This window comes from Rhodococcus sp. BH4, from assembly GCF_002079265.1.
Lineage (GTDB): Bacteria > Actinomycetota > Actinomycetes > Mycobacteriales > Mycobacteriaceae > Rhodococcus_F > Rhodococcus_F qingshengii.
Map to the genome: position 1 here is coordinate 3,090,837 of NZ_CP014941.1, position 14,468 is coordinate 3,105,304.

A 14,468-nucleotide genomic window follows, 5' to 3' on the forward strand; every position below is an offset into this window, starting at 1 on the left:
TGGTGCCTACATGGTTACGTGGGAACAGGTTGTAGTACTGGGTTCGGCTCTTCCCTCCGTGGAAGAGTCGACCTCGTACAACACCCCGGCACTCAAGGTGGCAGGTAAGACTTTTGCGCGGCTCCGCACCGAAGCGGAGGGCGCTTTGGTCGTGATGTGCGGTCTGGACGAGAAGGAGGCGCTACTCGCCAGTGGCGAGGCGGCTTTCTTCACCACCGATCACTATCACGGGCACGGCTCGATCCTCGTGCACCTCGAACTGATCGACGAGGTGCAGTTGGGTGAGATGCTCGAAGACGCGTGGCGGATCAAGGCACCGGCCAAGGTGCGAAAGCTCCACACCGTCGTCAAGAACTGATCTGATTGCACCGGCTCCGATGTGCATGCACGGTCGGCAATGAGACACAGCTAAACTCGGCGTCGTGGCTTCCCCGATGATTGCACCGTCCATTCTGTCCGCAGATTTTGCTCGACTCGCTGATGAAGCGACTGCCGTGTCCGGCTCCGACTGGCTTCACGTCGACGTGATGGACGCGCATTTCGTTCCCAATCTCACGCTGGGTCTGCCGGTGGTCGAGAGTCTGCTGAAGGCGACGGATATTCCGCTCGACTGCCATCTCATGATCGAGAATCCGGAGCGCTGGGCGCCGCCGTACGCCGAGGCCGGTGCGTACAACGTTACGTTTCACGCCGAGGCCACCGACGATCCGCGTTCGGTTGCCCGCGATATTCGTGCAGCTGGTGCCAAGGCGGGGCTGAGCATCAAGCCTGGAACCCCGATCGACGACTACCTGGAAATCCTCAAGGACTTCGACACCCTCTTGATCATGAGCGTCGAACCCGGATTCGGTGGTCAGTCCTTCATGCCTCAGGTGCTCGACAAGGCACGCGCAGTTCGAAAGCTCGTCGACTCGGGTGAGCTGACGCTCCTTGTCGAAATCGACGGCGGCATCAACGCTTCCACGATCGAGCAGGCCGCTGAAGCAGGGATCGACTGCTTCGTCGCCGGTTCGGCGGTGTACGGAGCGAGTGATCCCGGTGAGGCGGTGCGCAAGCTGCGCGCGCAGGCCGCCTCGGCGTCGCCGCACCTGACGCTGTCGGTCTGAGCCGCTCGATGGCAAAGGGTGGACAGGCGTCGACGGCTGATCTCGACGCCGCGATGCAGATCGCGCTGGCCGCAGCTGATTCCGCGCGCGGATTCACCAGCCCCAACCCACCGGTCGGCGCGGTCATCCTCGCTGCCGACGGAACCATCGCGGGCGTCGGTATGACGCAACCGCCCGGTGGACCGCACGCCGAGGTTGTAGCTCTCGACGAGGCCGGCGATGCGGCACGTGGCGGTACGGCAGTGGTGACACTGGAACCGTGCAATCACCAGGGACGAACCGGCCCTTGCTCGCAGGCATTGATCGACGCCGGAGTCTCGGCGGTTGTCTACGCCGTCGGTGATCCCAATCCCGAGGCTTCCGGCGGCGCAGCGACCCTCATGCGCGCTGGAATCAGCGTCACGGCCGGACTGCGAGCACCCGAGGTGGAAGCTGGTCCACTGCGGGCCTGGCTGCACAAACAGCGCACCGGTCGCCCGCACATCACGTGGAAGTACGCGGCCAGTCTGGACGGACGCAGCGCCGCCGAGGACGGAACGAGTCAGTGGATCACCGGTCCGCAGGCGAGGGCGCGCGTGCATGCGCAGCGAGCGCAGATCGATGCAATCGTGGTCGGTACCGGCACCGTGTTTGCCGACGATCCGTGGCTGACCGCACGTCAGCCCACCGGTGAGCTCGCGGCGCACCAGCCCGTTCGCGTCGTCGTCGGAAAGCGTGAAATACCCTCGACGGCAAGCATTCTCGACGACACCGCACCGACTCTGGTGCTCAACACCGACAACATCGACGAAGTAGTCGAGGCGTTGGGGGAGTACACGGACGTACTTCTCGAGGGTGGGCCCCGTCTGGCCGGAGCATTCCTTGCCGCCGGATATGTCGACGTCATAGAGGCATACATCGCTCCGATCCTGCTCGGCGCGGGCGCCTCCGCGCTCGTCGATGCCGGAGTGCACACCATCACCGACGCCCACCGATTCCGTTTGGAGTCCGCGGTAACGATCGGCCCCGATATTTTGTTGAGTCTGGTTCCGGAGAGTTCTGCTCCGGGGAACGAGGAGTAGGGCGCGTGTTCACAGGAATTGTGGAAGAACTCGGCGAAATTGTCGCCAAGGAAGAACTGGTCGATGCTGCACGTTTCACGGTGCGCGGGCCACTGGTCACCTCCGACGCCGGCCACGGTGATTCGATCGCGGTCAACGGAGTGTGCCTGACGGTGGTCGACGTGCTTGCCGACGGTTCGTTCACCGCAGATGTCATGCAGGAAACCCTGAACCGCTCGAGCCTGGCGAAATTGGATGTCGGCTCTCGCGTCAACCTCGAGCGTGCCGCGGCGCTGAACAGCCGACTCGGCGGCCACCTGGTTCAAGGGCATGTCGATGGAACAGGCCACGTCATTTCCCGCTCGCCGTCCGAGAACTGGGAGGTAGTGCGGATCGCACTGCCCGACTCCATTTCCCGTTACGTCGTGGAGAAGGGTTCGATCACCGTCGACGGAGTCTCGCTGACGGTCTCCGCGCTGGGCGGAGACCGCGGGTTCGAGTACTTCGAGATCTCGCTGATCCCGACAACGCTCGAGTTGACGACGCTCGGAACCGCTGTGGTCGGTACGCCGGTCAACCTCGAGGTGGACGTGATCGCCAAGTACGTCGAGCGGCTTCACTCTGCCGGTCGGTAGGACCAGGCTGATCGGACCCGTCCGATTGGTCGTAGGGTTGTCAGTGCATCCGTCGGATGCACTTGTTGTATTCGATGATGTGAAAAGTCAAGACTTTGGAGTGCGAGCACGTGACCAGGTTCGACAGTATCGAGCGCGCAGTAGCAGATATCGCTGCAGGTAAAGCTGTTGTCGTCGTGGACGACGAGGATCGCGAGAACGAGGGCGACCTCATCTTCGCCGCCGAGAAGGCCACCCCGGAACTGGTGGCGTTCATGGTCCGGTACACCTCCGGCTACCTGTGCGTGCCGCTCGACGGTGACGATTGCGATCGGCTGGGCCTGCCCCCGATGTACGCCACCAACCAGGACAAGCACGGCACGGCGTACACCGTCACCGTCGACGCCCGTGAGGGAATCGGTACCGGCATCTCGGCGTCGGACCGCGCTGCGACGATGCGTCTGCTCGCCAACCCCGAATCCGGTGCCAACGATTTCACTCGCCCCGGTCACGTCGTTCCGCTCCGCGCGAAGGAAGGCGGAGTACTGCGTCGTCCTGGCCACACGGAAGCTGCAGTCGACCTCGCCCGCATGGCGGACCTGCGTCCCGCCGGCGTCATCTGCGAAATCGTCAGCCAGAAGGACGAAGGCGCGATGGCTCAGACCGACGAGCTGCGAGTATTTGCCGACGAACACAACCTTGCTCTGATCTCGATCGCGGACCTCATCGCGTGGCGTCGCAAGCACGAGAAGCACGTGCTGCGTATCGCCGAGGCCCGCATCCCCACCCGCCACGGTGAGTTCACCGCTGTCGGCTACACCAGCATCTACGACGAGGTCGAGCACGTTGCGCTGGTGCGCGGCGACATCGCAGGCCCCGACGGCGACGGTAGCGACGTACTCGTCCGCGTTCACTCCGAGTGCCTCACCGGCGACGTCTTCGGTTCGCTGCGGTGCGATTGCGGCCCGCAGCTCGACGCCGCACTGGACATGGTCGCCCAGGAAGGCCGCGGCGTTGTTCTGTACATGCGCGGGCACGAGGGTCGTGGCATCGGTCTCATGCACAAGCTGCAGGCCTACCAGCTCCAGGACGCCGGTTCCGACACCGTCGACGCCAATCTCGAACTCGGCCTGCCGGCGGACGCCCGTGACTACGGCATCGGTGCCCAGATCCTGGTCGATCTGGGGATCTCGTCGATGCGTCTGCTGACCAACAACCCGGCCAAGCGTGTGGGTCTGGACGGCTACGGCCTGCAGATCACCGATCGTGTTCCGATGCCGCTGCGCGCGAATGCGGAGAACCTCACCTACCTGCGCACCAAGCGCGATCGGATGGGCCACGATCTGATCGGACTGGACGAGTACGAGGCGAACCAGAACACCGCACAGCCGGGAACCGCACTGTGAGCGGCGAAGGTCAGCCGCAGCTCGCGATCGCCGAGGCCAAGGATCTGAAGCTGGCGATCGTTGCCGGGCAGTGGCACGCGACGATCTCCGAGGCCCTGATCGCCGGCGCGCAGCGCGTCGCGCAGGAAGCACAGATCAAGGACGTGACACTGGTCCGTGTCGCCGGCGCGATCGAACTGCCGGTCGTTGCGCAGGCATTGGCGCGCACGCACGACGCCGTCGTCGCTCTCGGTGTTGTCATCCGCGGTGGCACGCCGCACTTCGAGTACGTGTGCGACGCGGTCACCGCGGGCCTCACACGCGTCTCGCTCGACGAAAGCACCCCCGTGGGGAACGGTGTCCTGACCACCGACACCGAGCAGCAGGCTCTTGACCGTTCGGGTCTGCCGGGTAGCGTCGAGGACAAGGGCGCACAGGCCTGCGCCGCCGCACTGGACACCGCAGTGACCCTGCGCCATCTCCGAGCACCATGGACCGAGGATTCGTTTCGATGAGTACACCCGGCGACAACGAGAACTGGGAACTGATTGCGTCACCGCGTAAGTCGACGCGATACGCGATCGGAGTTGCCGTCCTCCTGGTGATCGTTCACGTCACACTGGCACTCCTGCTTCGCCAGGGGTCCACCGGCGTGTACTTCCGTGCCGCGGACCAGATCGCGATGGCAGGCATCGGCACCATTCTGGCTCTCGGTGTGCTGATGTTGACGCGGCCCCGGGTCAAGGTGGGCAAGCAGGGTATTGCCGTACGAAACATCCTGGGCGAGAAGATCGTCGACTGGGATCTGTTCGAGGGACTCTCGTTCCCCGACGGTGCCGCCTGGGCACGCATCGAATTGCCCGACGACGAGTACATGGCAGTGATGGCGATCCAGTCCAACGACCGCGAGTACGCCGTCGACACGGTCGGTAAGTTCCGCGAACTGGCCGACCGCTACGCACCGGTCGCTCACAAGAGCAACTGACGTCTTCCGACCGGTTCGGTGCCCGCATCCTGCGCGTTTCCGAGTCGGTCGGTGGCGGCGACTAACCTGAAACCGTGCCGGATCCCTCGACTTACCGCCCCGCTACCGGAACCATTCCGGCTGCGCCGGGCGTCTACAAATTTCGCGATCCGCATGGTCGGGTCATTTACGTCGGAAAGGCGAAAAGCCTCCGTTCACGTTTGAACTCGTACTTCGCGGACGTCACGACACTTCATCCCCGTACTCGGCAGATGGTGACCACCGCCGGCAGCGTCGAGTGGACCGTCGTCAGTACCGAAGTCGAAGCGCTTCAGCTCGAGTACAACTGGATCAAGGAATTCGATCCGCGGTTCAACGTCCGGTACCGCGACGACAAGACGTATCCGGTTCTCGCGGTAACGCTCAACGAAGAGTTCCCGCGCTTGTTCGTCTACCGCGGTCCGCGGCGCAAGGGTGTCCGGTACTTCGGTCCCTACTCCCATGCCTGGGCCATCCGCGAAACACTCGATCTGCTGCTACGAGTGTTTCCCGCACGAACGTGCTCGTCCGGAGTCTTCAAACGACACAACCAGATCGGCCGGCCGTGTCTGCTCGGCTACATCGACAAGTGCTCGGCGCCCTGCGTCGGGCGAGTCAGCGCCGAGGAGCATCGTCAGATCGTCGAAGATTTCTGCGACTTCCTCGCCGGCCGCACGGACAAGTTGGTCAAAGATCTCGAAAAGCGCATGCAGCAGGCTTCCGAGGACCTCGACTTCGAGACCGCGGCCCGTCTGCGTGACGATATCGGGGCTTTGCGCAAGGCGCTCGAGAAGCAGGCCGTCGTACTCGGTGACGGCACCGACGCCGATCTCGTCGCTTTTGCCACCGATGATCTCGAAGCCGCCGTTCAGGTGTTCCACGTGCGGGGCGGACGCGTGCGGGGTCAGCGTGGATGGGTCGTGGAGAAGGCAGGCGACGCCATCGACTGGGCCGCACTCGACGCCGAGTCCGACCTGCCGATCCTGGTCGAGCAGTTCCTCACCCAGTTCTACGGGGAGCAGGCGGCCCTCGACCCGGGAGCGGGTTCCGAGGCCGGGATCAGCGCAGTTCCCAAGGAAGTTCTGGTGCCGGTTCTGCCGGCAAACGCGACCGAGATCCAGGCGTGGCTGAGCAAGCTTCGGGGATCGCAAGTGCAACTGCGGGTTCCGCAACGCGGCGACAAGAAAGACCTCGCCGAAACAGTCCAGCGAAACGCGAAAGAGGCTCTGACGCAGCACAAGCTCAAGCGCGCCGGCGATTTCACTTCGCGTTCTGCGGCGCTGCAGGGCATCCAGGAAGCACTGGACCTGGACTCGGCTCCGCTACGAATCGAATGCATCGACATCAGTCACGTCCAGGGAACCGACGTCGTGGCGTCACTGGTCGTGTTCGAGGACGGGCTCCCGCGTAAGTCGGACTACCGCCACTACGCGATCAAGGAAGCTGCCGGCGACGGTCATTCCGACGACGTCGCGAGTATCGCGGAGATCACGCGTCGGCGGTTCCTGCGCCACAACCGCGACCTGGGCGTCCTCGCGGCGTCGGCGTCGACCATGGACTCGGACGGTGGTGATCTGGCTCCCGAAGCGGCGATCGACCCGGCGACGGGCCGGCCTCGGCGGTTCGCGTATCCGCCCAATCTGTTTGTCGTGGACGGCGGCGCCCCTCAGGTCACGGCGGCAGCGGCGGTCCTCGACGAGCTGGGGGTGACCGACGTCGCGGTAGTCGGGTTGGCCAAAAGACTCGAAGAGGTATGGGTACCGGGGGAAGAAGATCCGGTCATCCTCCCTCGGACGAGCGAGTCGTTGTTCCTACTGCAGCGCATCCGAGACGAAGCCCACCGCTTCGCGATCACGTTCCATCGCAGCAAACGCTCGAGGCGGATGACGGCTTCGGCTCTGGATTCGGTCAAGGGGCTCGGTGAAACTCGTCGAACCGCTCTGGTGGCTCACTTCGGTTCCGTGGCGAAGCTGAAAACGGCGACGGTCGAGGAGATCATGCAGGTCCCCGGTATCGGTGAGACCACCGCCACAGCAGTTCTGGCCGCACTCGGCACGGATTCGGCTGCAGCCGACGCGGGTGCTGAAGCTCGAGCGCTGCCAGCCGCGGTAGGGGATGATGAGCTGGACACGGAATCCGAATCGTCTGTTACGTCTGCTGACGCGCCCAGCGCCGAATCCGGTAGCGGTGACGAAGGCTCCGAGTCGCGAGAATTGTCCATGCCGACGACGGGGCCGAGTGCACAGTGACTACCGACAGCGCCAAAGACAGTCGAACGATGGATTTCCTGCTGGTGACGGGATTGTCCGGAGCAGGTTTGAGTACCGCTGCCAAGGTGCTCGAAGACCTCGGCTGGTATGTCGCGGACAATTTGCCACCTGAGCTCATTTCCCGAATGGTCGGTCTGAGCCTGACCTCCGACCCGCCGGTCGATCGTCTCGCCGTCGTGATCGACGTGCGGAGTCGACTCTTCACCGGCGATCTCGGGTGGGTGCTCACCGAACTCGAGGCGGAACCGATCCATACTCGGGTGCTGTACCTCGAAGCGTCGGACGACGTGTTGATCCGACGGTTCGAACAGGTGCGCCGCAGTCATCCGTTGCAGAGCGACGGCATCGACGGCACATTGTCCGAAGGGATCGCAGCCGAGCGTCGGCAGTTGGCCGTGGTGAAGGCGGCCGCCGATCTGGTCATCGACACGTCGGCGCTGAAGGCGCATCAGCTGCGTCAGAAGATCGAAACGGCGTTCGGGAACGATGCCAACCGCACGATGAAGGTGACGGTCCAGTCGTTCGGATTCAAGTACGGCCTGCCGATGGACGCCGATCTCGTCTGTGACGTTCGTTTCCTGCCCAATCCCCACTGGATCCCTGAACTTCGCCCGCACACCGGTCAGGATGCCGACGTCCGCGACTACGTGTTGTCGCGCGAGGGCGCGGAAGACTATCTCGACACCTACCGACATCTGGTGGATTTGACGATCGCCGGATATCGACGAGAAGGAAAGCGCTACATGACAATTGCGGTCGGATGCACCGGCGGTAAGCACCGAAGCGTAGCCATGTCCGAAGCTCTCGCGAGGCGTTTGGGTTCCGAGGACGACATCTCGGTCAGCATCGTGCACCGGGATCTGGGGCGCGAATGAGTGAACCGACACATCGCTCGCGGGAGACACCCGAGGGGCCGGCCATCGTCGCGCTCGGCGGCGGGCACGGATTGTTCGCCACGCTCCAGGCCGTCAGACGCTTGACGGTCGACGTCACCGCCGTGGTCACGGTCGCCGACGACGGTGGTTCGTCGGGCCGGCTGCGCGCCGAACTCGGCGTCATCCCGCCTGGAGACCTCCGGATGGCGCTGGCAGCTCTCGCGTCGGACGAACCCGAGATAGTCGACTGGACTCGGACCATTCAGCATCGCTTCGGCGGTGTCGGCGCACTTGCCGGGCATTCGGTGGGCAATCTCATCCTGGCCGGACTGACCGAGGTGCTCGGCGATCCGGTCGTCGCGCTCGACGAGATGGCGCGACTGCTGCGAATCCGTGGCCGTGTGCTGCCGATGTCGCCGATCGCGCTCGAGATCGAAGCCGACGTTCAGGGACTCGAAGAGGACCCCCGCGTCAGCCGCTGCATTCGTGGACAGGTTGCCGTCGCGACCACCCCGGGCAAGGTTCGGCGTGTGAGACTGCTCCCGTCCAATCCGCCCGCGTGCCCCGATGCCGTGACTGCGATCGATCGTGCCGATCTCGTGGTTCTCGGCCCGGGATCGTGGTTCTCCAGCGTGATCCCACACGTCCTGGTACCCGAACTCGTCGAATCACTGTCGTCGACGAAGGCTCGAAAGGTACTGGTGCTCAATCTCGCACCCGAGCCGGGGGAGACCGCCGGATTCTCCGCGGAGCGTCACCTGCACGTACTCTCCCAACACGTGCCCGATTTCCGGGTCGACTACGTGGTGGTCGACTCGGCGTCGGTACCGGCCGGGCGTGAACGTGAACATCTGCAGCGTGCGGCGGATCAATTTTCAGCCGAAGTCAGGTACGCGGATGTCGCGGACACCTCACCGGGCGCAGCGCATGTACACGATCCGGCAAAACTGGCCGATGTACTGGCTGAACTGTCGAGCAGTGCGGCAGTAGGGGATTCGACACAGTCTTCCCTGCAAGAACAGCAATCCGAAGAACAGAGGGAGAACGCTTCGTGGCAATGACAGCGGAGGTCAAGGACGAACTGAGCCGGTTAGTGGTGACTCAGGTCAGCTGCCGCAAGGCAGAGGTCTCCGCGTTGCTGCGCTTTGCCGGTGGGCTCCACATCGTCGGCGGCCGGGTGGTCGTCGAAGCAGAGGTGGATCTGGGCTCCACGGCGCGACGTCTGCGCCGGGAGATATTCGACCTGTTCACCTACAGTGCCGACGTGCACGTACTCAGTGCGGGCGGGCTTCGAAAGTCCGCTCGCTACATCGTGCGTGTAGCGAAGGAGGGTGAGGCCCTCGCGCGCCAGACGGGACTGCTCGATCTTCGCGGGCGCCCGGTTCGCGGCTTGCCTGCGCAGGTCGTCGGCGGAAGTGTCGGCGACGCCGAAGCAGCGTGGCGCGGTGCGTTCCTCGCGCACGGTTCCCTGACCGAACCCGGCCGTTCGTCGGCGCTCGAAGTGAGCTGCCCGGGCCCGGAAGCCGCACTTGCTCTGGTTGGAGCTGCGCGGCGTCTGGGGATCTCGGCGAAGGCACGTGAGGTTCGCGGAACGGATCGTGTGGTGATCCGCGACGGTGAGGCCATCGGCGATCTCCTGACCCGAATGGGAGCCCAGGACACACGTCTGGTGTGGGAGGAGAGGCGGATGCGACGCGAGGTCCGCGCCACCGCCAATCGTCTCGCCAATTTCGACGACGCAAACCTGCGACGCTCTGCTCGCGCTGCCGTTGCGGCTGCTGCGCGGGTCGAGCGTGCGTTGGAGATCCTCGGTGAGGACGTGCCCGATCACCTCGCGGCGGCGGGTGCACTGCGCGTCGAGCATCGGCAGGCGTCCCTCGAAGAACTCGGCCAGTTGGCCGACCCGCCGATGACCAAGGACGCCGTTGCCGGACGTATCCGTCGCCTGCTGTCGATGGCTGATCGCAAGGCCAAGGAAACGGGCATACCCGACACCGAATCCGCAGTGAATGTGGAGCTACTCGAAGAGGGGTGACCTGCCCTCCGTCAGGGTGGGCTGCGCACGTTCGGGCCACGCGCATTAGGGTATGAGTCACATCGACCGATGAACCCCACGTCCGCGTCGTGCACACACGGATTCGGAGTATGCGTGGGTCAAGTTGCACACCAGAATCATGGTCAAAGGAGCGAATTGTGACTGTCCGGGTTGGCGTAAACGGTTTCGGCCGTATCGGACGTAACTTCTTCAGGGCGGTGGATGCGCAGAAGGCGCTCGGAACCACCGATATCGAGATCGTGGCAGTCAACGACCTGACTGACAACGCGACGCTCGCTCACCTGCTGAAGTACGACTCCATCCTCGGCCGTTTGCCGTACGACGTGTCGCTCGACGGTGACGACACGATCGTCGTCGGCGATCAGCGCATCAAGGCCCTCGCACACCGTGGCCCGTTGAACGAACTTCCCTGGGGCGAGCTGGGCGTCGACGTCGTCGTCGAGTCCACCGGCATCTTCACCGACGCCGCAAAGGCCAAGGGACACCTCGAAGCCGGCGCCAAGAAGGTCATCATCTCGGCTCCGGCCAAGGGTGAAGACATCACCATCGTGATGGGCGTCAACGACGACAAGTACGACGGCAGCCAGAACATCATCTCCAACGCGTCGTGCACCACCAACTGCCTCGGCCCCATCGCCAAGGTTCTCGACGACGAGTTCGGCATCGTCAAGGGTCTGATGACCACGATCCACGCGTACACCCAGGATCAGAACCTGCAGGACGCTCCGCACGCAGACCTCCGTCGCGCCCGCGCAGCTGCCCTCAACATCGTTCCCACCGGTACCGGTGCAGCCAAGGCAATCGGCCTGGTTCTCCCGCAGCTGCTAGGCAAGCTCGACGGCTACGCACTGCGCGTGCCGATCCCCACGGGCTCGGTCACCGACCTCACCGCGAACCTGAAGAAGTCGGCCACCGCCGACGAGATCAACGCCGCGATGAAGGCTGCTGCCGAAGGACCCCTCAAGGGCATCCTGAAGTACACCGACGCACCGATCGTCTCCTCGGACATCGTCACCGACCCGCACTCGTCGATCTTCGACTCGGGTCTGACGAAGGTCATCGACGACCAGGTCAAGATCGTCTCCTGGTACGACAACGAGTGGGGCTACTCCAACCGCCTCGCCGACCTCATCGGCCTCGTCGCCAAGTCTCTCTGAGCGGAGTTTCGATAACAGTGGCAGTTCAGACGCTGAAGGATCTGCTGGACGCTGGGGTCGAGGGGCGCACCGTACTGGTGCGTTCCGACCTCAACGTCCCGTTGGATGGCGGAGAAATCACGGACCCGGGTCGCATCGTCGCGTCCGCTCCCACCCTGCGGGCACTCGCCGAGGGTGGAGCGAAGGTCATCGTGACCGCGCACCTCGGGCGCCCCGACGGTCAGCCCGATCCCAAGTTCTCCCTCGCACCGGTTGCCGCGAAGTTGGCCGAAATCCTCGGTCGCAACGTGCAACTCGCCGGTGACGTCGTGGGACAGGACGCGCTGGCTCGTTCCGAAGGACTCACCGATGGTGACGTCCTGATGCTCGAGAACATCCGTTTCGACCCTCGCGAGACCAGCAAGGACGAAGCCGAGCGGGTCAAGCTCGCCAAGGCTCTCGTCGAGCTGGTCGGTGACGACGGCGCATTCGTCTCCGACGGATTCGGTGTTGTTCACCGTAAGCAGGCTTCGGTCTTCGACGTCGCGAAGCTGCTCCCGCATTACGCCGGATACCTGGTCGGCGCCGAGGTCGAGGTGCTCGCCAAGCTCACGCAGGACGCAGCGCGTCCGTACGCGGTGGTGCTCGGTGGCTCCAAGGTCTCGGACAAGCTGGCCGTCATCGAGGCACTGGCGCCGAAGGTCGACACTCTGGTGATCGGCGGCGGAATGTTCTACACGTTCCTCGCGGCTCAGGGTGTGTCCGTGGGCAATTCGCTGTGTGAAGAGTCCATGATCGAGACCTGCAAGGATCTCCTCGACCGGTACGCCGACGTCATCCACATCCCTCAGGATGTTGTCGTCGCGGACTCCTTCTCGGCCGATGCCGAGTCGAAGATCGTTCCGTTCGACAAGATTCCCGACGGCTGGATGGGTCTGGACATCGGGCCGGAGTCGGTCAAGCGCTTTGCCGCGATCCTGACCGGCGCCAAGACGGTGTTCTGGAACGGCCCGATGGGCGTGTTCGAGTTCCCGAAGTTCGAGGCAGGCACCCGCGGTGTCGCCGAGGCAATCGTGGAGGCAACCGAGAAGGGCGCCTTCAGCGTCGTCGGCGGCGGCGACTCCGCAGCAGCCGTTCGTCAGCTCGGTATCCCGGACGAGGGCTTCTCGCACATTTCCACCGGTGGTGGCGCTTCCCTCGAGTACCTCGAGGGCAAAGAGCTGCCTGGCATCGCAGTACTGGAAGGCTGATCCGACATGGCACGTAAGCCGTTGATCGCCGGCAACTGGAAGATGAATCTGAACCACCTCGAGGCTATCGCCCTGGTGCAGAAGATCGCTTTCTCCTTGCCTGCGAAGTACTTCGACAAAGTGGACGTCACGGTCATCCCGCCGTTCACCGACATCCGAAGCGTCCAGACGCTGATCGAGGGCGACAAGCTCCTCCTCACGTACGGCGCGCAAGATGTCTCGGCTCATGACTCGGGTGCGTTCACGGGCGAGATCAGCGGCTCCATGCTGGCCAAGCTCGGTTGCACCTTCGTCGTGGTCGGTCACTCCGAGCGTCGCACCCTTCACGGTGAGACCAACGAGACCGTCCTCGCGAAGACGAAGGCTGCTCTCAAGAACGGCCTCACGCCGATCGTGTGCATCGGCGAAGGCCTCGAGATCCGCGAAGCGGGCGAGCATGTCGCCTACAACGTCGACCAGCTCAAGGGTTCGTTGGCGGGCCTGAGTGCGGAGGAGATCTCCAAGATCGTCATCGCGTACGAACCTGTCTGGGCCATCGGCACCGGCCGTGTCGCTTCTGCCGCCGATGCACAGGAAGTGTGTGCTGCGGTACGAGCAACAGTGGCCGAACTTGCCGACGCCGAGGTCGCGGCCGGCGTTCGCGTTCTGTACGGCGGTAGCGTCAGCTCCAAGAACGTCGGAGAGATCGTCGGCCAGACCGACGTCGACGGCGCTCTTGTCGGAGGCGCGTCGCTCAAGGCTGACGAGTTCGCAACACTGTCTGCGATCGCTGCAGGCGGTCCGCTCCCGTGATGATCGGGTAGTGAGCTGAAACTGCTCGCGACTAAGACTGCGGGTGTGTGACCGAGTAGGTCACACACCCGCAGTTTTTTTGTTCGCGAGTCAGCTCACCAGTTTGGTTTCCAGAGCGCCGACGAGTTCGGGAGCAAGCTTTAACCCGGCGGTCAGATAGTTCTCAACGGTTCCGTAGTGGTGCTCGACCTGCTCGAAGGCAGCGCCCAGGTAACTCGCGTCGACGGAAAGCAGCAACCGGATCACCTCGCCCTTGTCTGCATCTGTGGCAGCGGCGATCTTCGCGACTGTTGCCTCGATGTACTCGGCCGAGTACGTGTTCGTGAGCAGGTAGTCCGCCGTGATCGTTTCGCGCGGTACACCAGCGAGTGTCTGCAGTAGTGCTGCCGCCCAACCTGTTCGGTCCTTGCCCGCCGTGCAGTGGAAGAGTTGCGGCCCCTCGGTGGTCGCCAGGGCGGCGAACAACTGCGAAAATCCGTTCCGAGTGACGGGGTCTGCGACAAAGCTGCGATTGATGTTCTGCATGAAAGCTGTTGCAGCGTCCGCTGTTCGGAGAGCCATCGCTTCGGCGTGGATGTTTCCGGACAGGATGGGAATGTGGGCGTACATCGCCGGCGCCGGCACGATGTCGGGAGTTTCGTTCGCCTCGGTTTCGGAGCGCACGTCATAGACGGCGGTCAGCCCCAGCGATTCCACGATTGCAAGATCCTCGGGCGAGGGCGTCAGTACGTTTGCACGGTAGAAGACTCCGCGGCTCATCGCCTGTCCGCTGGTCGTGACGTACCCGGGGCCGGCCACGTCGCGGAAGTTGTGAATCGAAGCCAGACGCGGTGTGTCGGGCAGGGCAGTGTTGGGCAGGGCAGTGTCGGAAAGCATGGAGCTGGCCTTTCGGAGGTAGAGTCGCGTCGACTGAAAAACTACTGAATCGGTATCTCGACAGT

Annotated in this window: 15 protein-coding genes; 14 read left to right on the top strand and 1 reads right to left on the bottom strand. The window is 63.9% G+C overall.

Features of this window, described 5'->3' with window-relative positions; translation table 11 throughout:
- The first annotated feature begins 10 nt into the window (after positions 1 to 10).
- The 14 genes from A0W34_RS14460 to tpiA all read left to right on the top strand — a co-directional run bounded on the left by A0W34_RS14460 (position 11) and on the right by tpiA (position 13,527).
- Positions 11 to 358: an MmcQ/YjbR family DNA-binding protein gene (locus A0W34_RS14460; protein WP_003944924.1), complete on the top strand. Its 348-nt coding sequence runs from the start codon at positions 11 to 13 to the stop codon at positions 356 to 358.
- A gap of 64 nt (positions 359 to 422) precedes the next feature.
- Positions 423 to 1,106, top strand: coding sequence for a ribulose-phosphate 3-epimerase (gene rpe / locus A0W34_RS14465; protein ID WP_019748384.1), 684 nt, complete (start codon positions 423 to 425; stop codon positions 1,104 to 1,106).
- An 8-nt stretch (positions 1,107 to 1,114) separates the two neighbouring features.
- Positions 1,115 to 2,167: a bifunctional diaminohydroxyphosphoribosylaminopyrimidine deaminase/5-amino-6-(5-phosphoribosylamino)uracil reductase RibD gene (ribD, locus tag A0W34_RS14470; protein WP_030536416.1), complete on the top strand. Its 1,053-nt coding sequence runs from the start codon at positions 1,115 to 1,117 to the stop codon at positions 2,165 to 2,167.
- A gap of 5 nt (positions 2,168 to 2,172) precedes the next feature.
- Positions 2,173 to 2,781 carry a riboflavin synthase gene (locus A0W34_RS14475; protein ID WP_003944892.1) on the top strand — a complete coding sequence of 203 codons (609 nt, stop codon included), beginning with the start codon at positions 2,173 to 2,175 and terminating at the stop codon, positions 2,779 to 2,781.
- Between the two features lie 110 nt (positions 2,782 to 2,891).
- Positions 2,892 to 4,166: a bifunctional 3,4-dihydroxy-2-butanone-4-phosphate synthase/GTP cyclohydrolase II gene (locus A0W34_RS14480; RefSeq protein WP_003944833.1), complete on the top strand. Its 1,275-nt coding sequence runs from the start codon at positions 2,892 to 2,894 to the stop codon at positions 4,164 to 4,166.
- Complete coding sequence (gene ribH, locus A0W34_RS14485) at positions 4,163 to 4,660, top strand: 6,7-dimethyl-8-ribityllumazine synthase (protein WP_003944999.1); 498 nt, start codon at positions 4,163 to 4,165, stop codon at positions 4,658 to 4,660. The genes A0W34_RS14480 and ribH overlap by 4 nt, the downstream gene beginning before the upstream one ends.
- Positions 4,657 to 5,130: a PH domain-containing protein gene (locus A0W34_RS14490; protein WP_003944987.1), complete on the top strand. Its 474-nt coding sequence runs from the start codon at positions 4,657 to 4,659 to the stop codon at positions 5,128 to 5,130. Before ribH ends, A0W34_RS14490 begins: the two co-directional genes overlap by 4 nt.
- Positions 5,131 to 5,204: 74 nt before the next feature.
- A complete protein-coding gene (gene uvrC, locus A0W34_RS14495) occupies positions 5,205 to 7,397 on the top strand; it encodes an excinuclease ABC subunit UvrC (protein WP_081557846.1) in 2,193 nt (730 codons plus the stop codon).
- On the top strand, positions 7,394 to 8,293 hold the full coding sequence (gene rapZ, locus A0W34_RS14500; RefSeq protein WP_081557847.1) for an RNase adapter RapZ: 900 nt from the start codon (positions 7,394 to 7,396) through the stop codon (positions 8,291 to 8,293). Before uvrC ends, rapZ begins: the two co-directional genes overlap by 4 nt.
- Positions 8,290 to 9,354, top strand: coding sequence for a gluconeogenesis factor YvcK family protein (locus tag A0W34_RS14505; RefSeq protein ID WP_003944943.1), 1,065 nt, complete (start codon positions 8,290 to 8,292; stop codon positions 9,352 to 9,354). Before rapZ ends, A0W34_RS14505 begins: the two co-directional genes overlap by 4 nt.
- Positions 9,351 to 10,328: a DNA-binding protein WhiA gene (gene whiA / locus A0W34_RS14510; RefSeq protein WP_021344225.1), complete on the top strand. Its 978-nt coding sequence runs from the start codon at positions 9,351 to 9,353 to the stop codon at positions 10,326 to 10,328. Before A0W34_RS14505 ends, whiA begins: the two co-directional genes overlap by 4 nt.
- Positions 10,329 to 10,486: 158 nt before the next feature.
- Complete coding sequence (gene gap, locus A0W34_RS14515; RefSeq protein WP_003944851.1) at positions 10,487 to 11,506, top strand: type I glyceraldehyde-3-phosphate dehydrogenase; 1,020 nt, start codon at positions 10,487 to 10,489, stop codon at positions 11,504 to 11,506.
- 17 nt (positions 11,507 to 11,523) lie between these two features.
- Positions 11,524 to 12,735 carry a phosphoglycerate kinase gene (locus A0W34_RS14520; RefSeq protein WP_003944901.1) on the top strand — a complete coding sequence of 404 codons (1,212 nt, stop codon included), beginning with the start codon at positions 11,524 to 11,526 and terminating at the stop codon, positions 12,733 to 12,735.
- Between the two features lie 6 nt (positions 12,736 to 12,741).
- Positions 12,742 to 13,527: a triose-phosphate isomerase gene (gene tpiA / locus A0W34_RS14525; RefSeq protein WP_042445664.1), complete on the top strand. Its 786-nt coding sequence runs from the start codon at positions 12,742 to 12,744 to the stop codon at positions 13,525 to 13,527.
- Positions 13,528 to 13,617: 90 nt separating this feature from the next.
- On the opposite strand, the gene A0W34_RS14530 is transcribed toward tpiA, so the two are convergent.
- Positions 13,618 to 14,403 (bottom strand): tyrosine-protein phosphatase, encoded by a 786-nt coding sequence (locus tag A0W34_RS14530; protein WP_081557848.1) that lies wholly within the window; start codon positions 14,401 to 14,403, stop codon positions 13,618 to 13,620.
- Between the last annotated feature and the right edge of the window lie 65 nt (positions 14,404 to 14,468).